The organism is uncultured Bacteroides sp., assembly GCF_949298305.1.
In the GTDB taxonomy this organism is placed as follows: Bacteria; Bacteroidota; Bacteroidia; order Bacteroidales; family Bacteroidaceae; genus Bacteroides.
Window position 1 is genome coordinate 1 of the sequence record NZ_CASFWU010000040.1, and the last position, 23,475, is coordinate 23,475.

18 protein-coding genes are annotated in these 23,475 nt (G+C 58.3%); 4 read left to right on the forward strand and 14 right to left on the reverse strand.

Features of this window, described 5'->3' with window-relative positions; all coding sequences use genetic code 11:
* On the forward strand, positions 1-1,003 hold a 1,003-nt coding region (locus Q1Y74_RS07180), incomplete at its 5' end, for an AAA family ATPase (protein ID WP_300813354.1).
* A 13-nt stretch (positions 1,004-1,016) separates the two neighbouring features.
* Here Q1Y74_RS07180 and Q1Y74_RS07185 read toward each other — a convergent pair.
* From Q1Y74_RS07185 to Q1Y74_RS07195, 3 genes are read right to left on the reverse strand one after another with little or no spacing between them, the layout of a single operon-like run.
* On the reverse strand, positions 1,017-2,330 hold the full coding sequence (locus Q1Y74_RS07185; RefSeq protein ID WP_300813356.1) for a TolC family protein: 1,314 nt from the start codon (positions 2,328-2,330) through the stop codon (positions 1,017-1,019).
* A complete protein-coding gene (locus tag Q1Y74_RS07190; protein WP_300813358.1) occupies positions 2,327-5,494 on the reverse strand; it encodes an efflux RND transporter permease subunit in 3,168 nt (1,055 codons plus the stop codon). The genes Q1Y74_RS07185 and Q1Y74_RS07190 overlap by 4 nt, the downstream gene beginning before the upstream one ends.
* A complete protein-coding gene (locus Q1Y74_RS07195; protein WP_300813359.1) occupies positions 5,494-6,561 on the reverse strand; it encodes an efflux RND transporter periplasmic adaptor subunit in 1,068 nt (355 codons plus the stop codon). Before Q1Y74_RS07195 ends, Q1Y74_RS07190 begins: the two co-directional genes overlap by 1 nt.
* A gap of 182 nt (positions 6,562-6,743) precedes the next feature.
* Between Q1Y74_RS07195 and Q1Y74_RS07200 the strand changes: the two genes are divergently transcribed.
* Complete coding sequence (locus Q1Y74_RS07200; protein WP_300813362.1) at positions 6,744-7,655, forward strand: AraC family transcriptional regulator; 912 nt, start codon at positions 6,744-6,746, stop codon at positions 7,653-7,655.
* 299 nt (positions 7,656-7,954) lie between these two features.
* On the opposite strand, the gene Q1Y74_RS07205 is transcribed toward Q1Y74_RS07200, so the two are convergent.
* The 10 genes from Q1Y74_RS07205 to Q1Y74_RS07250 form a co-directional block, all read right to left on the reverse strand.
* Positions 7,955-8,644: a hypothetical protein gene (locus tag Q1Y74_RS07205; RefSeq protein ID WP_300813364.1), complete on the reverse strand. Its 690-nt coding sequence runs from the start codon at positions 8,642-8,644 to the stop codon at positions 7,955-7,957.
* An 11-nt stretch (positions 8,645-8,655) separates the two neighbouring features.
* Positions 8,656-9,060, reverse strand: a complete 405-nt coding sequence (locus Q1Y74_RS07210) for a hypothetical protein (RefSeq protein ID WP_300813366.1) — start codon at positions 9,058-9,060, stop codon at positions 8,656-8,658.
* Positions 9,061-9,338: 278 nt separating this feature from the next.
* The gene (locus Q1Y74_RS07215) at positions 9,339-9,833 is read right to left on the reverse strand and encodes a DUF4251 domain-containing protein (RefSeq protein WP_300813367.1); all 495 of its coding nucleotides are present in this window, start codon (positions 9,831-9,833) and stop codon (positions 9,339-9,341) included.
* 37 nt (positions 9,834-9,870) lie between these two features.
* Positions 9,871-10,563: a DUF4493 domain-containing protein gene (locus tag Q1Y74_RS07220; protein WP_300813369.1), complete on the reverse strand. Its 693-nt coding sequence runs from the start codon at positions 10,561-10,563 to the stop codon at positions 9,871-9,873.
* 6 nt (positions 10,564-10,569) lie between these two features.
* Positions 10,570-12,837 carry a DUF4493 domain-containing protein gene (locus Q1Y74_RS07225; protein ID WP_300813371.1) on the reverse strand — a complete coding sequence of 756 codons (2,268 nt, stop codon included), beginning with the start codon at positions 12,835-12,837 and terminating at the stop codon, positions 10,570-10,572.
* A 2-nt stretch (positions 12,838-12,839) separates the two neighbouring features.
* Positions 12,840-14,489 carry a PCMD domain-containing protein gene (locus Q1Y74_RS07230; protein WP_300813373.1) on the reverse strand — a complete coding sequence of 550 codons (1,650 nt, stop codon included), beginning with the start codon at positions 14,487-14,489 and terminating at the stop codon, positions 12,840-12,842.
* A gap of 33 nt (positions 14,490-14,522) precedes the next feature.
* Entirely contained in the window at positions 14,523-15,371 is an 849-nt protein-coding gene (locus Q1Y74_RS07235; protein WP_300813375.1) for a hypothetical protein, read from the reverse strand.
* 72 nt (positions 15,372-15,443) lie between these two features.
* On the reverse strand, positions 15,444-17,246 hold the full coding sequence (locus Q1Y74_RS07240; protein ID WP_300813377.1) for a PCMD domain-containing protein: 1,803 nt from the start codon (positions 17,244-17,246) through the stop codon (positions 15,444-15,446).
* Positions 17,247-17,252: 6 nt separating this feature from the next.
* Positions 17,253-18,536: a DUF4493 domain-containing protein gene (locus Q1Y74_RS07245; RefSeq protein WP_300813379.1), complete on the reverse strand. Its 1,284-nt coding sequence runs from the start codon at positions 18,534-18,536 to the stop codon at positions 17,253-17,255.
* Positions 18,537-18,574: 38 nt separating this feature from the next.
* Positions 18,575-19,354, reverse strand: a complete 780-nt coding sequence (locus Q1Y74_RS07250; RefSeq protein ID WP_300813381.1) for a DUF4493 domain-containing protein — start codon at positions 19,352-19,354, stop codon at positions 18,575-18,577.
* A 279-nt stretch (positions 19,355-19,633) separates the two neighbouring features.
* On the opposite strand from Q1Y74_RS07250, the gene Q1Y74_RS07255 reads away from it, so the two are divergent.
* Positions 19,634-20,488 carry a helix-turn-helix domain-containing protein gene (locus tag Q1Y74_RS07255; RefSeq protein WP_300813383.1) on the forward strand — a complete coding sequence of 285 codons (855 nt, stop codon included), beginning with the start codon at positions 19,634-19,636 and terminating at the stop codon, positions 20,486-20,488.
* A 647-nt stretch (positions 20,489-21,135) separates the two neighbouring features.
* On the opposite strand, the gene rpsO is transcribed toward Q1Y74_RS07255, so the two are convergent.
* A complete protein-coding gene (gene rpsO / locus Q1Y74_RS07260; protein ID WP_300813385.1) occupies positions 21,136-21,405 on the reverse strand; it encodes a 30S ribosomal protein S15 in 270 nt (89 codons plus the stop codon).
* A 274-nt stretch (positions 21,406-21,679) separates the two neighbouring features.
* Here rpsO and typA point away from each other — a divergent pair.
* Positions 21,680-23,475 (forward strand): translational GTPase TypA (gene typA / locus Q1Y74_RS07265; protein ID WP_300813387.1); only part of this gene is annotated, 1,796 nt, incomplete at its 3' end.

Sequence of the window (23,475 nt, forward strand, 5' to 3'; positions counted from 1 at the left end):
GCTGGAGAACCGCCACCGCAACGTGCTGAAAGCCTTCTACTCCGTCTTCAAGGCAGCCGACAGCCACTTGCAGTTCGTACTGCTGACGGGCGTGACGAAGTTCTCGCAGGTGAGCGTGTTCAGCGGCTTCAACCAGCCGAAGGACATCAGCATGGATGCCCGCTACGAGGCCCTCTGCGGCATCACGCAGGAGGAGCTGGAGCACTACTTTGCCGAGCCCATCGCACGTATGGCGGAAGAATATCGCTGTACGGTGGAGAAGATGAAGCTGCGGCTGAAGGCGCAGTACGACGGCTATCACTTCAGCAAGCGTCTGACCGACATCTACAATCCTTTCAGCCTGCTCAACGCCATGGACAGCCTTAGTCTGGACGACTACTGGTTCCGCTCGGGCACACCCACTTACCTCATCCGCCTGCTTTCCCACTTCGACGAGAACCTCAACGAGCTGACGAACAAGTATTACAGCCCCGAAGAGTTCATCGACTACAAGGCGGACGTGGAGAAACCACTGCCCATGATTTACCAGAGCGGCTATCTGACGGTCAAGGACTACGACAAGGAGTTCAACACCTTCCTGCTGGACTTCCCCAACAACGAGGTGAAGAACGGCTTCCTGACCATGCTGGCCTCTTCCTACCTGAAGCCTTCGGAGGAGACGGGCAGCTGGGTGCGGAGCGTGGTGACTGCTCTGCGTCGCGGCGAATTGGACAAGGTTCGCGAGCTGTTCACGTCTTTCCTGGCCGGCATTCCCTACACCATGCGGCGCAAGGAGAACGAAGCGGAAAGGGAGCGTTACTTCCAATATACTTTCTACCTCATCATGCGCCTCATCAGCGTCGTATTCGAGTTCAAGCTGGACGGCACGGCCGCAGAGGCTTTGCAGCAGATACACGCCAAGGGCTATGTCCGCGAATACTCCGCCGACCCGCGGCGGGTATATCAGATAGGCGCCGCGTTCTCGTCGGAGACGGGCACCATCAGCGACTGGAGGGTGGAATGATTTACACGGCTGTCTAAAAGCTCAGCCGTCCCGTGCAGCGCAAGTATTCCGTTTCGTAAATCTTGTACTGGGTGAGGGCTTCGATGCGGTTGCTTTCGGCCTGTTGCCATTGCGACTGGGCGTCGAGCAGGTCGGTCAGCGTGCTGAGGCCGTTGGCGTAGCGGTCGCTCATCACCCGCAGGTTTTCTTCGGCCTGGCGGCTGCCCAGTTCGGCCGTCTCTACCAGGTTGTAGCCGTCTGTCAGGTTCTGCACCGCCTGGCGCACCTCAATGCTCAGCAGGCGCGTGTTCTGTTGCAGGTCCAGGTGTGCGTCCTGCAAGTCCAGCTTGGCCTGCTTTACTTTCTTCAGCCCTTCGCCCCAGTGGAACAGGGGGATGCTGATTGAAGCCATCACCAGCCCGATGCCGTTGTCCAGACGCTGCGAGTAGGGGATGTAGTTGCCCTGCGCGTCGGCGGTCATTCCGTTCATCTTGATGTTGCCGTACCAGGCATATCCGGCCGAGAGGCCCACCTGTGGCAGAATGTTGCCGCGGGCCACCTTCACCTGCTGTTCGCGGGCCGCCACCTGCTGGTGCAGCAGGCGCAGTTCGGGGCGGAAGGCGATGCTTTCGTCCAGCTGTGCGGGCGCGCTTACTTTGATAATCGTGTCGGCAGGTGCGATGGGCGTGTCGAGCGGTCTGCCCAGCACGTGGCACAAGGCCAGGCGGCAGAGGTCGGCCCCGTTGCGTGCCTTCTGAAGCTGGTAGTTTATCTCGCTGCGCTTGGCGCTGATGCGCAGCAGCTCGTTGTCCGTTCCCATGCCGGCCTTGACGGCCGTCTCCACCTGGTTGTATAGGGTGTCCATCTGCGTTTGGTAGGCTTCCAGCATACGTACCTTGCGCCCCACGGCGATGTAGTTCCAGTAAGCCTGGTCGGCGTCGGCCACCACCTCCATGCGCGTCTTGCGCAGGGTTTCGGCGGCGCTTTCCTGCCCTATCCTGGCCAGCTTGTTGCCCGCCACAATCCGTCCGCCCGCATACAGCGGCTGGGTGACGCTGAGGCCGGCCATGTACATGCCGTGCATTTGCAGCTCGATGCCTGTCATCTCCATGTCGGGAAACATGTAGGTGCCCGAAAGCATGCCGTCCAGTTTGGGCAGATAGGCGCTGAAGGCAATCTCCTTGTCCAGCTTGGCACGGCGCAGGGCGTTGTCGGCCTTCAGCAGTTCTTCGTTGTTCTGCAGGGCCATGCGCCGGCATTCGGCCTGCGTGAGCGGAAGAGTTTCTTGTGCGCCTGCCCCGGCCGTGAGGCCGAGGGTCAGCGCGCTGAGTAGGATATATCTTTTCATGATTGCAGTTGTTTGAGGGTTGGTTCGTCTTCCGTCCTGCGCACGTGGTACAGGGCGGTATAGAAGATGGGCAGCAGGATGAGCGTGATGAGGGTTCCCACGGTGAGTCCGCCCATGATGGTGATGGCCATGGAGCCGTACATGGGGTCGCCCACCAGCGGCAGCATGCCCACAATGGTGGTGAGCGAGGCCATCAGCACGGGCCGCACGCGCGATACGGTGGCCTCTACCACGGCGTGGTAGGGGGGAAAGTGCTCTTCGCGTTGCAGGCGGTTGATTTCGTCCACCAGCACGATGGCGTTCTTCACCATCATGCCGATGAGGCCCATCATGCCGATGATGGCCATGAACGTGAACGGCTGGCGGAACAGCAGCAGGGCGGGCGTGATGCCGCAGGACACAAAGGGGAAGCAGAGCAGGATGAGCGCCACCTTCTTCCAGCTGTTGAAGAGCAGCAGCAGGATGGCCAGGATGATGAAGATGGTCAGTGGCAGGTATTTCATCAGGTTGCCGATGGCTTCGCCCTGTATCTCGCCCTCGCCCACCCAGCGCATCCGGTAGCCGGGAGGCAGGGGGATGGCCTCGATTTCTTTCTGGATGGAGGCAACCACCTTGGCGGGCGAGGCTTCGAAGAGGTCGGTGTTGGGGTCGCACTCTGCCTCGATGGCGCGCTGGCCGTTGATGCGGTAGACGAAGTTCTCCTCCCAGTCCAGGCGGATGTCGCGGGCCACGTTGCCCAGCGGCACGCTGCGGAACATCTTGTCCTGCAGCTCGTCCATGCCCTTGGCGCCCGTCAGGATGCCCCGCAGGTCGCTGTCGTTCATGCGCAGGTTCAGGGTGCTCCACACGGGGATGTCGTTCAGGTCGGCAATGCGGCTGCCGTCGGCGTTGCGCACCATCAGGTTGACGATGACCATGCGGTCTTGGTCGTTGAGCACGCCTACGGGCATGCCGTCCGTTGCGGCCAGCAGGGCGTTGGCCACGTCGCCGCGTTCAATGCCCGAGCGAAGGGCGTCCTCGCGCACGTAGTCGGCCACCAGTGCCTTGGCCCGTGGCTTCCAGTTGTTGTCCACCGAATAAGGGTCTACGTAGGGGCAGCGGCGCATGATGTCCTCTGCCTGGCGGCTCAGACGGCGCAGCACGGCGGGGTCGGGGCCGCTGAACTCCACTTCTACGGTGTGCGAGGTCGAAATGGAGAAGTTGTACTTGCGGATGCGGATGTAGGCGTCGGGATAGCGCTCGCGCAGTTGCCGTCTGACGGCGGGAATCTGCTCCACCACCGTGCGGTAGTCCTTGCAGTCCACCATCAGCTCGCCGTAGCAGTCGCCACCCGAGGTCATGGGGCGCACCAGGCAGTAGTGGGCGGGCGCGCTGCCCATGCTGGCGGCCACCCGCTCTATGGCGGGATTCTCCTTGAGCAGTGCCGACATCTGCAGCAGGTCGTGGCGCACGCGGTCCGGGTCGGTCTGCGAGGGCAGGTAATATTCCACGATGAACTGCCGGTAGTCGAAGTCGGGGAAGAAGAGGTTCTTGACCCGCGTCATGCCGAAGATGCACAGGGCCAGCACGGCCAGGGCAGTGGCGAGGGTCGACTTCTTGTGCCCCACCAGGAAGCCGATGGCCCGGCGCACCCAGCGGTGGACGGGGGAGTTGTGCACCTCCTGCGTCCGGCCTTCGCCCTTCTCGCGCACGGGCAGCCACGACTTGGCACAGACGGGCACCTGCGTGAGCGCCAGCACCCAGCTGGCCAGCAGGCTGACGCAGAGCACCAGGAAGAGGTCGCCCGCGTACTCGCCGGCCGAGTCGGGCGAGAGGTAGATGGCCAGGAAGGTGGACACGGCAATGACCGTGGCTCCCAGCAGGGGCATGGCGGTGTGCTGCCCGATGCGGTACAGGTAGGTCTTGGGACCCAGTCCGCGCTTCTTGTCCGTCAGGATGCCGTCCATGATGACGATGGCGTTGTCCACCAGCATGCCCATGGCTACGATGAAGGCGCCCAGGGAGATGCGTTGCAGGGTGGTGTCGCACATGAGCAGGATGGGAAAGGACACGGCGATGGTGAGCACCAGTCCGAAGCCGATGATGATGCCGCTGCGCAGGCCCATGGTGAACACCAGCACCAGGATGACGATGGCAACCGACTCCACCAGGTTAATCATGAAGGAGCTGATGGCCTCGTCCACCTTGTCGGGCTGGAAGAAAATCTTCTCCGTCGACATGCCCACGGGCACCTGCCGCATCACTTCCGCCAGCCGACGGTCCACGGCCCGGCCCACGTCGGGCACGATGGCGTTCTCCTCCAGCGTCAGGCAGATGGCCAGGGCGGGCTTGCCGTCCACGAAGAAGCCGTTGCGCTGGGGCTCGGAGTAGGTGCGTTCTATCTGCGCCACGTCCTCCAGGCGTATCTGCTTGCCCTGGGGCGTGCTGATGAGCAGGCGGCGGATGTCGTCCTCGTCGGTCAGGGCGTTGCTGACGCGCAGTTGCAGGCGGTCGTTGCCGCTCTGGTAGTTGCCCGCGTTCACGGTCTTGCCCGCATTCTGCAGGTTCATCATAATCTGGGTGGGGATGATGCCGTTGCGGGCTATCTTCTCCTTGGACAGGGTGATGTTGATGACCTCGTCGCGGTTGCCCGCAATGAGGATGCGCTTCACGCCCTTCACGCCCAGCAGCTCGCGGCGTATCAGCTTGGCGTACTTATAGAGTTCGGGGTAGGAGTAGCCCTCGCCGTGGAAGGCGTAGAAGATGCCGTAGACGTCCATCATGTCGTCCACCACGATGGGGTCGTAGCAGTCCTGCGGCAGCTTGGAGCGGCAGTCGTTCACCTTGCGGCGCAGCAGGTCGAAGTGCTGCTCCAGGTCTTTTTGCAGGACGGTCATCTGGAACTCCACCGTCAGCATGGCCATGCCGTTCTGGCACTCGGACTTGATTTTCTTCACGTTGGGCAGGGCGCGCAGCTCGTCTTCCATCACCTGTGCCACCTTCAGCTCCACTTCGTGGGCGCTGGCGCCGGGATAGGGCACGGCCACCATGGCCTGCTTGGCCGACACGGCGGGGTCTTCCAGCTTGGGCATCTGCATGAACGACAGCACGCCCGCCACCAGGATGCCCACCATGAGCGACCAGAACAGGACGGGCCGCCGCAGAAAGAATTCGGTCAGTTTCATCAGATGAGCCCTCCTACGTTGGTTTCACTCTCCGTTTCCATGGGCCGCACCTTCTCGCCCTCCAGCAGGGCGTCCACGCCCGCCTTCACCACCTGCTCGCTGCCGTCCAGCCCGGCGGTGACGACGGCCTGGCCCGTCCGGCCGATGCCGCTGCACGTCACCTGGCGGCGGCAGACGGTGGAGTCGGGCTGCAGCACCCATACGTAGGTCTGGCCCTCCTGCTGCACCACGGCGTGCAGGGGCAGCGCGAAACCGGCGCCGGCAGAGGCGCTGTCGCTGCCCGCTATGTGCAGGGTGACACCGATGTTCATGCCCGCGCTGAGGCGTGCGTCCGGCGTGCCCTCGAAGGCCAGCTTCATGCGGTAGAGCTGGTTGCCGTCGGCCTTGGGGGTGATGCTGGCGAGCTTCACCGGCAGTTCTTCCGTCCCGCCGAAGGGGGGCCGGCAGGTGATGCGGCCGAAGCGGGAGCGCTGCAGGTAGAGGTCGGCAGGCAGCTCCGTCTCCACTTCCAGGCGGCGCACGTCCACCAGGTTGACCACGGGCGTGCCGGCATCCACCATCTCGGCCGGTGCAAAGTTCACGCTCTGAACGTAGCCGTCCGTCGGGGCGTAGAGCGAGGTGTAGGCCAGCTTGTTGCGGTTGGCCTGCAGCTGCACCTTCAGCTGCCGCAGTCCGGCCAGCGCCTTCTCATAGTCGTTGGCCGAGACGCTCTTGCTGCGGTAGAGCCGTTCCGTGCGGGCCACCTCGTCCTCCAGCTGGCGGCACTGTATCTCCAGCGCCTCCACACCCAGCCGGTAGTCTGCCGTGTCCAGGCGGGCAATGAGCTGTCCTTTCCTCACGTAGTCGCCCTCCTTCACGGCGATGGCCTCAATCTGTCCCGCGGTCTTGAAGCCCAGGTCGATGTCGTGCCGTTCCTGCACCACTCCCGAGAGCTGTTTCACACTTTCCGCTCCCAGGCGGACCGGGCGGGTCAGCATGACGCTGCGCGTAAACGTCCCGCCCGCCTTGTCGGCGCATCCGCCGGCCAGGCAGCCGAGGAGGGCCGTAAGTATCCATAGTCTTTTCATCCTGATGTGTTTTTGGGGTTTAATGTGGGGCAAAGTTCCTGTTTTTTGTCTGTTCTGTGCCGACCTTATCAGCTCCAAAAATGTTCCAACGGACGGTTTTTGATGAATTTCTTTCGCCATATAGTCCTGTTTTCTGTCCGAAACAGCTATTTTTGCCTGCCGAATCCTATCCGAAGCGAACGATGAAAAACGATGAATCTGTATTCAAGGAACTGCACCTGCTGATGCTGCCCGTCACGGGCCGCACCCTGACCTTCGGCAACGAGCTGGTGCTGGTGGACAACATCGGCCTCAAGCCCGATGCCGACCCGATGTCCGACTTCGTGGCCACCTCCTATCCCTTCAAGCTGACCTTCACGCTGGTGATGTTCTGCCTGCGCGGCTTCATGCGCGTGAGGCTCAACCTCAGGGAGTATGTGCTGGCGGCCAACGACGTGCTGGTGACGCTGCCGGGCTACATCGGCGAGTGCCTGGAGGTGGAACCCGACACGGAGGTGGTGGTGATGGGGTTTGCGGGCAACCAGCTGATAGGCGACTACCAGTCGTCGATGAACATGGCCTTCCGCAAGTTCCTGGCCTCCACGTCGCTGATACACATCTCGCAGGCGGAGATGGACGAGAGCATGACCCTCTACCGCCTGATGCGGGCCAAGCTGGAGCAGGCGGACTACGGCTTCAAGCTGGAGGCGGTGGAAGGCTACCTGCAGGTGTTCTTCTACAACGGCTGCCAGTGGATTGCCAACCATCACCGCCGGCCGCTCAGACGGGTGGAGAGCCGCCAGCAGCAGCTGTTCGAGGACTTTCTGGAGCTGGTGCAGGCCCACTACACCGAGCAGCGCAGTGTGGGCTACTATGCCGACAGGCTCTGCCTGACGCCCAAATACCTGTCGCACGCCATCCTGAAGGCCAGCGGCCGCTATGCCAACGAGTGGATACGCGACTACGTCATCCTGGAGGCCAAGGCCCTGCTGAAGAGCGGACGCTACACGGTGCAGCAGGTGGGAGACCAGCTCAACTTTCCCAACGCCTCGTTCTTCGGCAAATACTTCAAGGCGGCGGTGGGCTGCACCCCCCGGCGGTACATGCTGCAATAGGTTCTGCCCACGGGCGGGCAGGACAGCCCCGTGTCGGCATTTTTCTTAGCCGGCGGTACGGGCTTTCGCCGGAATGCCGTTGACGCCGTGCCCGCCGGGGATTTGTACGGATTCGATAAATGGTTTATAATGAACGGATTGTGTAAACGTGCGGACGTCGTGCAGCCCCTGCCTGCATGCCGTGCGGACGATGCTTGCACGGAGCACGGTGAATGCTTGCATGGTCCGCAGACCACGCAAGCATTCTGTACAGACCATGCAGGCATGGCCCGAGAGAGAGAAGAGAGTGTATGATATTTTCAGAACCGGTAGCCCACGCTGAGGCCGAACGAGTGCATCAGCCGCCGCCGGGGCAATGCCAGCTTCTTCCCTTCGACGACGATGTTCCGGCTTCCGCCGAAGAGGTCGAAGTCGGAGCAGGTGTAATAGGCCGCGAGGATGAGTCCGCCGTCCACTTCCAGCGAGCAGGCCGTGCGCAGGTGGTAGTAGACGGTGCGGGCGCCTTTGTTGCCGACGTGCTCGCGACGGACGGCCGTCCATGTACCCGGTCGGTTGGGATAGTAGTCGATGGCGAACTCCCGGTTGGCGGGCAGGGGCACGGTGAGGCCGGGCGCGAGGGAGAGGAAGAGGGCATAGTCCTTGTCGCGTCCCAGCCACAGCTTCGGGCTTTCCAGCAGGAGGGCGGGGCGCAGGGCCAGAAAGTAGGCGGCCGCGTGGTTGTCCGTGCTGCTCCAGCAGAATTGGCGGTCGCGCGAGACGCCGCCGGGGCTTTCGCCGTGGTAGGGGCGTGTGAAGAGCAGGCCTGCGCTGAGGCCGGCGTAGGGGACGGGCAGGAAGGCCACGGATGGCTCCACCTCCCAGGCGTCGCAGTTGTTGAGTGCGCCTGCCAGCTCTGCCTTCCAGAGCGGGCGTTTCTCCCGTTGCTGGGCAGGCAGGGCAAGGCAGGCCGATAACAGAAGCAATAGGCAATGAAAGAATCTTTTCATCATCGGTTCGCACTTTATTGGGGACTGTTGCCGCAGGCTTCGGCCGGTTCCATTTCGATGTTGACCAGGACATTCTCCCACTTGAACATCTGCGCCGTGCCGAGGTCTACCAGGAAGCCCGGCCAGAAGAGGAAGTTCCACAGGGTAGCGGCGTTGAATCCGGTTTCGAGCACGAAGGGGACGGGCCGGTAGCCGTCCTTGCGGGCTATCAGCTGTTTGTTTTCGCGGCTTTTCCTGATGGGGACGGTCACGGTGTTGTCCCGTTTCACTTCGGCAATCTTGACGTTGGTGTCCGCGTCGAAAATGCGGGTGCCGTCCGGCGCCATGAAGGTTACGCTCTGTTTCGAGCCTGTGAAGACGGTGCAGCACGACGAAAGCATCAGGCCCGCCAGGACTGTTGCAAAGAAACTCTTTTTCATAATCAGTATCGGTTTACAGTTCGTTTTTCCGGCTGCAAAGGTAGGGGATGGGGCGGGTAGGAGCAAGAAAGGGCGATGTACATCGGAAACGGACAAACCGTTGCTTTTCAGTGCGTTTTGCCTGAAGGATGATGTACATACCAGGGAAGGGGCAGGCGGAGAGGTGCCCGGATGCGGATAGAGGGTGGCCCGATGAAGGAGCCGCGGGAGGCCGGTTGCCTGGGGGGCTTGGCACGCCCTCCCCTCGGCCGGTTCGCATTGCCGGTGGAAGGATTTTCCTATTCTTCCGTTTCCATTTCGCCGCTGAAGGAAATGGACTGGCGGTGGGTGGGTTGCACGTAGAGTGTGGCGTTACCGTCGGGAAACACGGTCAGGCGGTAGGTGTAGTGGTCTTCTTCGTTGCGCACGTCCAGGGTGATTTCCGTCCGTCCCTTCTTGCCGGCCTCCTGGCTGTATTCGGCAATGGGGGCGTTGAAGTTCAGTGCCTTCCCTCCGCCGTAGGGGACGTTGTAGGCTTCGCCCGCATAGGGCAGGTAGGAGAAGAGCGAGTCGTTGCGCACCTCGATGGAGTAGTTGGAGGTAAGGGTGCGGCCTCGTCCTTTCATGGGGTTCATGTAGTCTATGGCGATGGTGTAGGCCCGGTTTTCCAGGGCTTTCCTGACGGCCTGTTCGGTGCGTTCCTTTTCGGCTTTCTTGTCTTTCTTCTGGGCGGCCGCGGGTGCGGCGCAGGCCAGCGCGGCGGCCAGCAGTGTGAGGGTGAGTAAGGTTTTCATGTGTTGTATGGTGCGGTTAATGGTTCGTAAATCGTGTTCAGTCCATGCGGCTGTCGAGCCGGGCGGGTGTGGCCAGCGTATAGCCGACGGTGTAGCAGTGTCCCGGCTCCACTTCCTGCCCTTCCTGGCCGCCGTAGGTCTTGGCGGGGCTGGTGAAGGTTTCGTTGTCGGCGTTGGTGGCCGTCAGCGAGTAGCTGAAGGTGATGCCCTCGGCGTAGTCGAAGTAGGCGGTTTCGCCCGGTGCGATGGAGGTGGCGGCCGTCTCGTCCGTGGTGTAGAAGGCCAGCGAGACGTCGGTGAACAGGGCGCTTACCTCGTCGGAGAGCGGTGCGAGGCTGATGCCGACGTTGACCATGGGAACCCTGACGGTGACGTAGCTCACTTTCTCGGTCTCGATGGCGAATGCCTGCTCTGTGTAGTAGCGGGGCGCGTTGCTGCCCGGCGTCAGGTAGGCTTCGTTGTAGGCTTTCAGGGTGTAGCTGCCCGGGGCCAGTTCCAGCTTGCCCTGCGGAAACTGTCCCGGCTGGTAGGTGAGGTCCACGTCCGTCCCGTTGGCGATGCCGATGTAGAGGTCGTCCTCCACGGCGCGGGTGCCGATGTTCTCCGTCACGGAGGCGGTTGCGGACACGTTTTCCAGCAGCAGGTATCCCGCCGCCTCTTCAGCAATCTCTTCCTGCCGGCAGGCTGCCAGCAGGAAGAGGATAAGCAAGGTATATAGAGTTGGTTTCATAAGGCGTTATTTGTCGTAGATGAGGGAGATGTCGTCGATGGTGAGGACGCTGCCGGACAATGTCTCATCTGTTCTCTGCGAATTGTCATACCAGGTTGTCACATTGGTTTTGTGATACGGTAATGAACTGCCGGAATGAATGGAAGAGGCAAAATAGACATAAATCTTTGCAGGTACTATATCTGTATCTTCGATATAATTGAATTCGATGGTAGCTTCTGTATAGGAGGACACTGCGTCTCCGTTGGTTACAGTATTTTCTGCGATAATCCGGTCTGTCTCGTCGTATAATGCAATATATGCTTTCCATGAGTCGGTCGTGTATGGAGCATATTTGTAGAAGAACTTTAAACTGGTAGGCCGGGACGCAAATGCCCTTCCCGGTGTTATATCGTAATGGTCATCGCTCGGTGAAGCTGAAGTTCCTCCCGTTGTGACGGTTATGTCTCCTAAGAACAGTTCCCCGGGAACGTTGTTGAAGTCATACGAACTTGAATTTGAAGAAGTGTTTCCTCTACCGGCAGCCGTGTTCCTTAGTTCTGCCGCATAAGTCCCTGCATGTACATCTTTGGTGTAAGATACGGCAGGGAATGAGTTGTAACGATATACGATGGAGAATGCTGCGGTTGAGGCGTCTCTGTTTCGGGTGGTAAAGTCGTTGTTGGTGTTCCAGTAGGAGCTGGCTTTCCACGGATAATAAACTCTCAGTTTAGCAGGGTTTCTGTCGAAGATGTTTGCATTGTAATAATATCCTCTTTCTTCTTCAGTCCAGCTTTCCATATTTCCATTCTCCAGCTCTATGATTGGATATGTCTTTACTTCCACTACCTTGCTTGCTATGTCTCCCCGATACAGTCCGCGTATGTAGTACGTGGTTCCGGGTGTTAAGTCGGCTTTGTGCAGGTCTTCTCCGAAGTTAGTCCATTCTTTGCCATCTGTGCTGAATTGGTAGGCCATGTCTGCGCTCAGCTTGGAGAAATTTCCGCTTTCTACCTGTTCTTCCATCAAAGCGCTCATCGTAAATTCTTTGGTCCAGATGTTGCCGGGGTAGACACTGACCTGAAAGACGGGCTTGGTTGTAATTATCTGATAGGAAGCTGGCGTTTCGCTGCTCCATCGGTTATTGGCCTTGACGCGCAAGTTGATGGTGTTTATGGCATCGGCACCATTGGCCAGTGTCTGGAGATTGCTGGTCATGGCCGTAAAATCAAATTGTCCGCTGTTGGTACCGTCCAAACTCGGAAGAATAATGGAGGCTGCATTCAATAGCGTGCGTTCTTCTTCCGTGAGTTGGCTCAGTGTAAAAGTCTTGTTGTTGAGTGCCTGGAATTTCTCTTGAGTATCTTGGAAGTTGAAAGAAAATTCGACATCCTGTATGGCCAAAGAACCTGTATATTGTAATTGGGCAGGGATGGCATTGGATGTTTCTGTATAGGTCAGGCTATTCTCTCCGTTATTGAATCCGCTGATTTTCGGTGCCGGAAGCCAGTCCACCGGTATGGTCTCCGAGATGCTGACGTTCTCCACTTCCACCTTCTCCACGGTGAGGATGACGCCCGAAGTGGCGGGCTTCACCGCCAGCGTCAGGATGCAGTGCTTGGCGGCTGCAAAGGTGGCGGCGTCCTTCAGCCGCTCGTCCTCCAGTGTCAGGCTGACGGCTTGTCCGTTGTCCTTCAGGGTGCCGGAGAAGCGGAAGGTGGGGACGGTGCCGGCGCGGTAGTAGACGCTCTTGGCGGTCTGGTCCTTGCCGATGGTGACGGAGCTGCTTCCCGCGGCAACCGTCAGTCCATAGGACGAGAACAGGGCGTCGAATTTCTCGGGCTCGTTGTAGACAACGCTTGTCAGGGCATTGGCCACCTTGCAGGTCAGCGCGATGGAGGTGGTCTGTCCTTCCGTCACTTCCACACCGGTCTCTTCTCCCCGGTAGTAGGGAGAGTCCAGTCCCAGGACGGGATTGCTGCCGTAGGCGGCGCTCACCGTGTAGAGGCCTGCGGCAGCGGGGATGGTCTTTTCCGTATAGCCGCCTTCGTAGAGGGTGCCGCCCGTGCTTTCCTTGACTATCTTCAGACTGAAGCGTCCGGCCTCCGGCTTGCCCAGTTCGGCGGGCGTGCTTCTGGTGACGACGCTCAGGTCCTCGCCCAGGCCAATGCGGAAGCCGCCTTCGGCGCCTTCCCAGGGCTCTGCCTGGCAGGCCGCCAGCAGCACCGCTACGAGTCCCAGGCAGAGGGCCTTGAGGAATGTGGTTGTTGAATATGTTCTGTCTTTTCCGTTCATGGTCAGTCGTAAATCAGTTCAAAGTTGTCCAGCCACAGCTTGCTGCCCACTCCGCCCGTGAAGTAGTCGCCGTACTTGCTGGCCGAAGCCACTACCACGATGTATTTGGGGGTGCGGTCGGTATAGCGGTAGTCCAGCACCAGGTCTTCCTGGCGGTAGGAGGTTGTGGTGGAGCCTTGTATCAGTTCGGCGTAGGCAATGATGTGGGAGTCTGTCTTGTCGAACAGTTGCCTTTCGCTGGGGCGGGTACGGATTTCGCGCGGTTCGTCCCAGTCGGTCAGGGCGATGTAGATGTGGCACGAGTCGGGACGTCCTTTCAGGTAAGTGAACTCGTCATCGCCCACCTTGTCAATGGTGGCCGAAGTGTATTTGTAGTTGATGCGCAGCTTGGAGGGGAACGAAGTGAAGGGTCGCCCGAAGCTAAGTACGCCGTTGGTGCCCACCGTCTTCACGTAGCTGCCGGTGAAGATGTTGCCCGCAGCAAACTTCAGCACCAGGTATTTCGACTCCAGCGAAGCCGCCAGTCCGCTCCCGTTGCAGGTCTCGCTGGTGGGGATGGAATTGCTGTCGCTGATGGTGACGGCTCCTTTGTTGCCGGTGTCCCAGTAGGAAGTGCCTCCCTGCGGCCACGGGTTCCAGAGCTTCTCTTCCTGGTGCCAGTTGTCGAAGCTGCCGTCGGTTAGCGGGGTTGCCGCAGCGGTGTTGAAGGTTTGTGTGCCAGCCACCGTGCCGTCGATGCTGACGCGGCATTCGTAGGCGGTGCCGGGCTGGAGCTGTTTCAGGGCGGTGGTGTAGCTCGTGCCGCTCACCTTCACTTCGCTCGAGGGCTGTGCGCTCCAGTCGCTTGTTCCGCTTGGGCGGTATTCCACAACCGGCTGTTTCCCGCTTTGCACGCTTCCCTTCAGGGTGGCGCTTGTAGCCCTTGCAAAGACATTGATGTCGCTTGATGCGCTTTCCTCGGTTTGGTAGACGTAGGCAGTCCATTTGTAGCTGGCCTCTTCCCAGCCGTTGCTGACGTAGAAGGTGCGGGGCTCGGAGAAGTCGTAGTAGTCGTCCTCGGTGGGGTCGGGATAGACGCTGCCGTGGGGGCCGCCCAGGTTGAAGGCGGTGACTTTAATCCGGTCAAGCCGCTGCTCGTGGGAGACGTAGACAATGACGTTCCGGTTGATGGCGTCCACAATGGCGTTGCCCACCTGGTTCTCCAATATGACGCTGCGTTCTATAATCTGCTCTACGCTGATGCTCCACACATAGTCCTGATAGGTTTGCAGGGTGATGGTGACGGGCTTGGAGAAGTCCATGCGTGTGTCCGACGAGATGGGAATGGCGTCCAGCGAACTGAAGCCGCTTGCAGGGAACTTGGCGTAGTTGTGGCAGGCGGCGGTGTCGGGCAGCAGCGTGGCGTCGTTGCTGACGGTCAGCTTGGTGATGCGCAGGGCCGACAAGTCCACGGAGTCGTCCACGTACAGCTTCACGGTGCGTGCGCTTTTGTCGATGGTTGCCTGTTGGGTGCCAGTCCCGTCCGGGCCGCATTGTCCCTCCACTTCAAAGTCGAGGATGCTGCCGTCCACAATGGGATAGGGGATGTCGTTCTCGATGGCGCAGCCCGTTGCCAGCAGACACAGTATGTAGCAGAAAAGTTTCTTTATCATGGTTCGTCAGTTGCTTGAAGGTGGAACGTTGGGTTACAGGTAGAAAGTCATTCCGATGTTGATGGAAAAGAGGTTTATCTTGAAGTTGCCCGAAGAGGTTCTCCTCGTTCCGCTTTCTATCTGGTTGGTGGTCTGTTTCTGCCACTTGAAGTTATAGCCCATCACTCCCACGGACACTTCCACCGCCGACCAGTTGGTGACGAAGGCCGTCATGCCGGGCGCGATGCCCACTTGCAGGCTGTGCGTGCGCTCGAATGTGCCGTCGTATTCCGTGTTCGAGCCGGTTGAGTTCTTGCCCACGCCGTAGCCGTAGGTGAGCCGCACTTCGTTGAACAGGCCGAATATCTTGCTCCGCCCGATGGGCATGTAGGTGCGCAGAAAGCCGGAGACTTCGTATTCGTGTTCCAGGTAGTAAAGGTCTTCAAGGGTGATGTTGAAGTCCTCGCCCAAGTTCAGTTCAAAGTTGGCCATGTCCAGGTAGGTGCGGTTGTAGCCGAAGCGCAGGCCCGCCGCCACGTTGTCCTTGAAGAAATAGCCCACGTAGGGGCTGATGTTGAACGTGTAGCCCAGTCCTTCCACATTCTTTATCACCAGAAAGTTCAGGTTGTCCTCCTCGTGTTCGGAGTAAGAGACGGTTCCGCCCGCCATCCATTGCCCCTTGGGGATAAAGACGGCGTTCATGATGCCGCGGTCTATGCGTTCGGGGCGTATCACCTTCTGCTTTTGGGGGACAGGAGCCGCTACCTTGTAGACATGTCCCGTGGAGTCGGCTATGATGATGCTGTCTCCGCAGAAGCTGGGCAGACTGTGCGGCTGTCCTGCCCGCAGGCTGAACGTACAGCAGGTTGTAATCAACAGGAACAATGACAGTATTCTGAACATAAGTAAGAAACAAGTATAACCGGAAGGGCAGCTGGAGGCCGTCCTTCCGGTTGGGGTTAGTATGCGGGCTGTTTATCTCACAGCAGGAGTTTCATAAATCAGCTCCATGTCATCAATGTACATCGTGCTGCCGGTACTTCCTGTAAAGTAGTCTCCGTATTTGCTTGAAGAGCAGACTATGATGAGGTAGTATTCGGCCTGCGGAGTGATGTCTTTATACTTCAGTTTGACATTGAACTCTTTCCATTGGTTGTTGGTCGACATGGCTTCAGAGTCAGGCAGCTCACCGTAGGCAATGATGTTGTCGTCATTCTCAAAGTCAAAGAATGTAGACGTTTGGGTATTGTCCAACTGGTGGGGAGCTTTGGCCAGTGCTATATAGATGGAGCAGAGGTCGTCGGTATCTATTTCAGCCACGCCTTCCGGAGTGTTGTTGCCGCGGTAGTCAATCTTCCCACTGGTATATTGGAACCAGCCGTGCAGTGCCGAAGGACGTGACGTGAATTTTTGGCCGAAGTCTATCTTGGCACCGTTCGTGCCGACCAGGCTGTTGAACTTTCCGGTGTAGAGGCTGGCCGCTGCAAATTTTCCAATACCAAAGGCCGAGGCATACTGCGATTTCAGTTCGGCAGACTTTCCTCCCGAAGTGTGTACAATCTCACTGTTGCCTTGCGTCGGGTTTACATTAACCAATGCGCCGGCTCCTGTGGTCGTACCGGGGTTGCTTGAATCCCAGAAAGAGCCGGAAGCGGCATAGTCGCTTTCTGATACCGGGTACCAAGTCTTGCCACTCTTGTACCAGTCGTCCATATCTCCATTGGGCAGGAGACTGGCGGTTTCGGTCGTAAAGTTGACGGCATCGCTTTTGAAGTTTGCGTCGCCTCCGCCGTTATAAGCCATCCGGTAGCTGTACTGAGTGCCCGGTTGGAGGTCGACTAAGGTCGCCTTGAATGCGTTCTCGCCGTCGGCCTGGGCTTCAACGCTTCTCCATTCTTCCTCGGAAGCCGCCTTGTATTCAAACGTCATGTTGGCGGCATCCAGTTCTGTCCCTTCTTCTACCGACTCAACGCTTCCTCTGACGTAGGCAAAGTAGCTCCAGGCGTTGGCCTGTTCAACACTCAGCTTGGTAGCGGCCTCGGTAGATACGTTGAAGGTGAAGGTATAGATGATTTCCGAACCGTCTACGGTGACGCTGGGTTTCTCGATTGAACCGCTTTCGGCCACCTTGAAGTTCAGAATGTAGTGCTTGCGGGCTTTTACACCGGTGATGGGGGTAGCCTGAGAAAAGGATTTTCCCGCATGGTTCACCACCGAGATGGTGGCCGTGAGGTCGGCAACGGGAAAGTAGCCGGATTTCAGTTCGTCGCCCATCTTGAAGCTGAGTTCGCCCACGCCTTCCTGGGCCGATTTGACGGTGGCCGTGGCCGACCGGAAGGCGTCGATGAAGGACTGGTCGTAGTTGACGGTCACTTTTACGTTGGCCAGCGTGCAGGTGATGTTGGCGGTCACTTCCTTTCCCGTCTGCACGGTTATCTGCTGGCTTCCGGCATAGTAAGGGATGTCGAAGCCGGACTCCGAACCGTCGAAGCCGTTGGAAGAGGCTTTGACGGTGTAAGTTCCTGCGGCCAGACGGATTTGTTTGCCGGACAGGGTTTCCCAGTCGTCCGTGCTTTCCACCACTTCGTCCTTGCTGTTCACAATCTGCAGGGCTATCTGCTTGGGGTTGTACTCGTCGGCTATGCGGGTATCTACGTAGGCGTTGGTGCCGACTTCAATGCGCAGGTAGCCTACATTGCCCTCCAAATCATCCTGCTGGCAGGATGTCATGCCCAAAACTGCCAGTGCTGTGATGAGGAATAAATATATCTTTTTCATTGCCGTTTATTCGTTTATCGTTACTTTAAACACACCGCTTGCTTCTTCTCCGTTTTTGTCCGTTACGGTGATATGGAACTCGTGCTGCTTTCCTGAATCGGTCGCTCCTGTCATGTCAAGGAAAGTAAAGAATGCCCCGATGGGGAAAGTGTATTCCTTGGTTCCATTCGTGGGGGCAGAGCTGCCTACGGTAGCAACCAGGTTGCCGAAATCTTCGTTGTCAATCAAGTTGACGCCTCCGTTCTCAGCCAGGAAACTTTGTCCGTCCATCGTCAGGTCTACCAGGATTGCCTGGAAAGCGTCGTTACCCGCAGTTATTGTTACGATTATCTTGTCCAATCCGGCTTCGGAGGCGATGTAGGCGTCTGCGCTGGCAGGCGCGTTTCCTGCACTTATTGAGTAAGTGACATCTGCGGGCAGGTTGAGCGTTACGTCTCCTCCTATCGGCGGCTCAGGACCCCCGCCCGGCCCAGTTGTCGGTATTTCCACCGATTCGCTTTCGTCCTCAAACGTAATGTTGGTTGTAATGTCGATGCCTGTCAGCTCTCCCGTCGAGGATTCTACGGTGCCCATGTTGATTTCCAGCGCGTCGCCGCCGGTGAAGGCGTCGCCCACCTCTTCATATTTGTCCGCCGCGTCCTCCTTCTTGAACACGCGTCTCTCGCTCACGCTGTTGCCCTGTACAGTCACCGCCCGGATGTTGACGGTGATGCTGGTGATGTTCTCGCCGAAGTACCAGTAGACGGGGGCGGGGTTCAGGTCGCTTTCGGTGTAGGAGAGGGCTGTCTCGGTGCCGTCGTCCACGGTGATGGTCCACGTGCTGAAGGCGGCCTTGAAGTCATCGCCGTACTTCATCTGTATGCGGCTGTTGGCCATGCGGCAGACGACGTCCACTTCGCTCGTGATGCCCTTGCTCACGGTGATGTCGGTGCTGCCCGCGTAGTAGGGGTTCTCCATCTTCTTTTGCAGTTCGCCGGGCGTGTGCGAGCTCACGGTGTAGTTTCCTACGGGGACGGAGATGGTCGAGGGGACTTCGTCCAGGGTGGCGTATTCCTTCAGCACGTCGGCCGTTTCGGCGCTGGTGCCCTGAATGGTTACGGGGAAGTTGTTGGTGGCCACCGTTTCTTCGGCACGGGTCTGCGAGACGGGCTGCTTCACACTGATTCCCAGTTCCACTGAGCCCATGTCCTGCTTGTCCACCAGGCTGCCGGTCAGTTCGTTCTTCATTTCGCACGAGGCCAGGCTGAGGATGGCTGCCGTGCTCAAGGCTATGATATTGATAAGTTTCATAAACTGTCTGCTTTATAATATAAATAAGGTATAAGGGATTAGAGCCACTCGGACGGGACTTCGATGTCTATCTCTTCGTCGTCGGTCGTTTCGTCCACGGTGACGGTGATGCCCAGGCCGCCGTTGTTGTCCTGCGGGGCGATGTTCAGGGTCCACGACTTGCCGGGAGCCAGCGTGTAGGTCTTTTCCACGGTGGCCGACTTGGAGTCGCTGAGGCGGGTGACGTTGATGGTGGCCTTCACGGTCTCGCCCTGCGCGTTCACTTTCAGGTACCACGGTTCGGTGTCGTCCTTCTGCCAGATGGCACTGCCGCCGACCTCTGTCAGTGCCGCCGTCTCGTAGACCACGGAATAGTTGCTGAAGTATTCGGACATGTTGGTGGCGAAATTGACCTTCACCTTGCCGCAGGTGGGGTTGCATTCCACGGTTATGTTCTGCACTTCCTCGCCTTCCACGATGAAGCTTTTTTCTCCCGCTACATAGAAGCCGTCGCGCGAGGCGTTGCTTTCGGTGCCGTAGAAGGCCTTCAGGGTGTACGAGCCGTTGTTGAGGCTGATTCTATCGGGCTTTTCGGCGTAGAGAAATTCGTTGACGATGCCTCCGTCATGATTCAGTATCTGCACCGTGTAGTTGCTTACATCGGCGTATGAGCTTTCGTTGACAGCTCTGGTGAAAGCCGCGTTGGCGGTTACGCCCAGGCTGATGCTTCCCGTCCCGTCGGTGCACTCAGGGTCTTGGGGTGAGGAACAGGAAGTTCCCATCAGACATAAGGATGCCATGCATCCCATCAGAAGTTTCTTGAAGTCGGTTATTTTCATATCACATGTTTGAATTGATTCTGTCGGTCGGGTCGTGATGGAAGCCGTGACGGCTTGTTACATTTCCACATTTCATTTCGGGCTGCAAAGTAACTCATTTCTTGCGTCCTGTACAAGGTCTGTTTCTTTTATTTTTGTTCTGTTTTTCATTTTGTTTCCTCTGTTTCTGCTGTAAACTGGTTATATGCAAGCCTGCCCGGGAAGATATCTTTGTTTTTATTTGTCTATTCTTCAAATAAGTGTATCTTTGCGACTGTATCTTTTACAGACAAACGCGCGATGGAAAGGAACAGACAGAAAGAACTGCCCAAGGTGGACCTGCCGGAGCCCTGGCTGGCCGGCACCGATATTGACCCGAAACTGCTGAACCTGTATGCTGACTTCCCGGTGAGGCTGAAGTGCGAGATGGTTATCCTTTGCCGGGGCGGGGAGGTGGAGGCTTCGGTCAACCTGAACCGCATTGCGGTACATGCCGACTCGCTGGTGGTGCTGACGCCCGGCACCATCTTCCAGGTGCATCGGGTGGACGAAGACCTGAAAATCTATTTCCTGGGCTTCTCTTCCGAATATGTCAAGGGGAACTGCTCCAAGCACCTCATTGAGGCTTGCCGCCTCTCGTCGGAGTGCGCCGTGCTGCCGATTGGCGCCGGTACGGCCGCCTGGCTGGAGGACAGCTACAGGCTGATGATACGCCTCTATGCGTCGCTGGACGAGAAGGGACGCGCCGCTGTCATTGACAATCTTTTTGCCGACATCCACCTGGGCATCCACATGCTCTGCCGCAACACCGGCGGCGGGCCGGAGGAGCTGACCAAGAACAAGCAGCTCTTCCGCAGCTTTGCGCGGCTCGTGACCCTGAACTATGCCCACACCCGACAGGTGACGTGGTATGCCGAACAGTTGCAGGTGAGCCACGCCTACCTGTGCAGTGTGGTGAAGGAGGTGTCGGGCACCACCTGCACCGACATTATCTCGTCCATGGTCATCATGGATGCCAAGTCGCAGCTGAAGCTGACGGACGCCTCTGTACAGGCCATCTCGGATTCGCTGAACTTTGCCAACATTTCCTTCTTCGGCAAATACTTCAAGCGCTATGTGGGGATGAGCCCGCTGGAGTACAGGCTGAAGGGCTGACGCGACGCTCTTACGTGCGCGGTGCGAAGAGACTTGGCAAAATGTCATTTTGTATTTCCCGATGGCTCAGAATGCGATATTTCCGTCCGTAGGGCCGGTCGCGCCGATTTTTGCAGGAGAATTTCCGTATCGTGTTGGCCGACAGCGGCGTATCGAAATGTTTACATTTGAAATAGAGCCGGAAGACCTTCTTCCTGCCGGGCGGAGGCGCATTTCAGGCGCGTAGCCGGCACTTCGGGCGGACGGAGCAGGCATCCCTGTCGGACCGTGCAAGCGTCCTGCCTCGTCCGTGCAAGCATACGCGCCGCTTCGTGCAGGCGTTTTCCACGCCGAAAAGGGGTGGAAAACAGCTTTTTTCTGCATATCTATGCGCTTTTTACGCCAGATTCCTCCGGTTTTGCTTCCTGTTTCGGCTCTGATGACGGGAGGGCCTGTTGCCGGAAAGTCCGTTTTGCTGTCATTCTGTAAGTAAAACGGGCGGTCCGGAAACTTTGTGCTGCGGCTCTCCTTATGCGCGCCCTCCGGTAGGGGCTGCCGCAGGCCGTACCTCGGCAGCGTGGGCGCACGCAGGCCGTGTGCAAAAAAGAAAAGAGGACATGTCCGGGCGGACACATCCTCTTTCTTTTGGCATTCCGGCGGCAAGCAGATTACTTGCGCAGACCCAGTTCCTTGACAATGGCACGGTAGCGCACGATGTCGCGGTTCTTCAGGTAAGTCAGCAGCGCGCGGCGCTTTCCTACCAACATTGTCAGGGCTCTTTCAGTACTATAATCCTTTCTGTTGAGCTTCATGTGCTCAGTCAGACGAGCAATACGGTAGGAAAATAATGCCACCTGAGACTCAACCGATCCGGTGTCAGTATTAGACTTTCCGTACTTGCCGAAGATTTCTTGCTTTTTAGCAGCGTCTAAATACATAAATGTTTTGAATTAAAAGGTTGATAAAATTCTCTTTCGAGGCCGCAAAGGTAAGCATTGTTTTCGATATGGCAATGAGTTTCAGGCGAAAAAGTGTCCCGCTCCCGCTCTTTTTGTCCTTCCGGGCAGAAACGGCTCCGAAAACCGGCCTGCTTTTCTGCGGGGCGTCTCCGCACGGCCCTTTCCCTGCCGGCAACTCCACTTTTTGACAAATGCCGGACGTTAATCGCAAAAAATACGTTATCTTTGCACCCTGAAAATAATAGGTATTCGTATGCAAAACATCAGAAACATTGCCATCATTGCCCACGTGGACCATGGCAAGACGACGCTTGTAGACAAGATGCTGCTGGCCGGAAACCTCTTCCGGAGCAACCAGAGCACAGGTGAATTAATGCTGGATAACAACGACCTGGAACGCGAACGAGGAATAACGATTCTCTCCAAGAACGTTTCCATCAACTATAAAGGGACCAAAATCAACATCATAGACACTCCGGGACACAGCGACTTCGGCGGCGAGGTGGAGCGTGTGCTCAACATGGCCGACGGCTGCATCCTGCTGGTCGACGCCTTCGAGGGCCCCATGCCGCAGACGCGCTTCGTGCTCCAGAAGGCCCTCCAGATAGGGCTGAAGCCCATCGTGGTGGTCAACAAGGTTGACAAGCCCAACTGCCGCCCCGAGGAGGTGTACGAAATGGTGTTCGACCTCATGTTCAGCCTCAATGCCACGGAAGACCAGCTGGACTTCCCCGTCATCTACGGCTCGGCCAAGAACAACTGGATGAGTACCGACTGGCAGAAGCCTACGGACAACATCACGCCGCTGCTGGACTGCATCATCGAGAACATCCCTGCGCCCCGGCAGTTGGAAGGCACGCCGCAGATGCTGGTCACCTCGCTGGACTACTCGTCCTACACGGGCCGCATCGCCGTGGGACGCGTACATCGCGGCACGTTGCGCGAGGGCATGAACGTCTCCCTGGCCAAGCGCGACGGCAGCATCATCAAGACCAAAATCAAGGAACTGCATACGTTCGAAGGCATGGGACGTGTCAAGGTGTCCGAAGTGTCCTCGGGCGACATCTGCGCCCTGGTGGGCATCGAGGGCTTTGAAATCGGCGACACCGTATGCGACTTCGAGAATCCCGAACCCCTGCCGCCCATCGCCATCGACGAGCCTACAATGAGCATGCTCTTCACCATCAACGACTCTCCGTTCTTCGGCAAGGAAGGCAAATACGTCACCTCGCGCCACATCCACGACCGCCTGATGAAGGAGCTGGACAAGAACCTGGCCCTGCGTGTGGCCAAGAGCGAGGAAGACGGCAAGTGGGTGGTTTCCGGCCGTGGCGTGCTGCACCTCTCCGTGCTCATCGAAACCATGCGCCGCGAGGGCTACGAGCTGCAGGTGGGCCAGCCGCAGGTCATCTACAAGGAGATGGACGGCGTGAAGTGCGAACCCATCGAGGAACTGACGGTGAACGTGCCCGAAGAGTATGCCAGCAAGATTATCGACATGGTGACGCGCCGCAAGGGCGAGATGGTGAAGATGGAGACTGCGGGCGACCGCGTGAATCTGGAGTTCGACATGCCCTCGCGAGGCATCATCGGCCTGCGTACCAACGTGCTCACCGCCAGCGCCGGCGAGGCCATCATGGCACACCGCTTCAAGGAATACCAGCCCTATAAGGGAGAGATTGAGCGCCGCACCAACGGCTCCATGATAGCCATGGAGAGCGGCACGGCCTTTGCCTACGCCATCGACAAGCTGCAGGACCGCGGCAAGTTCTTCATCTTCCCGCAGGAAGAGGTCTACGCCGGCCAGGTGGTGGGCGAGCACTCGCACGAAAACGACCTCGTGGTGAACGTGACCAAGTCCAAGAAACTGACCAACATGCGCGCCAGCGGCTCGGACGAGAAGGCCCGTCTCATCCCGCCCGTACAGTTCTCGCTGGAGGAGGCGCTGGAGTACATCAAGGAGGACGAATACGTGGAAGTCACCCCCAAGTCCATGCGTATGCGCAAGGTCATCCTGGACGAGACGGAGCGCAAGCGGGCGAACAAGAA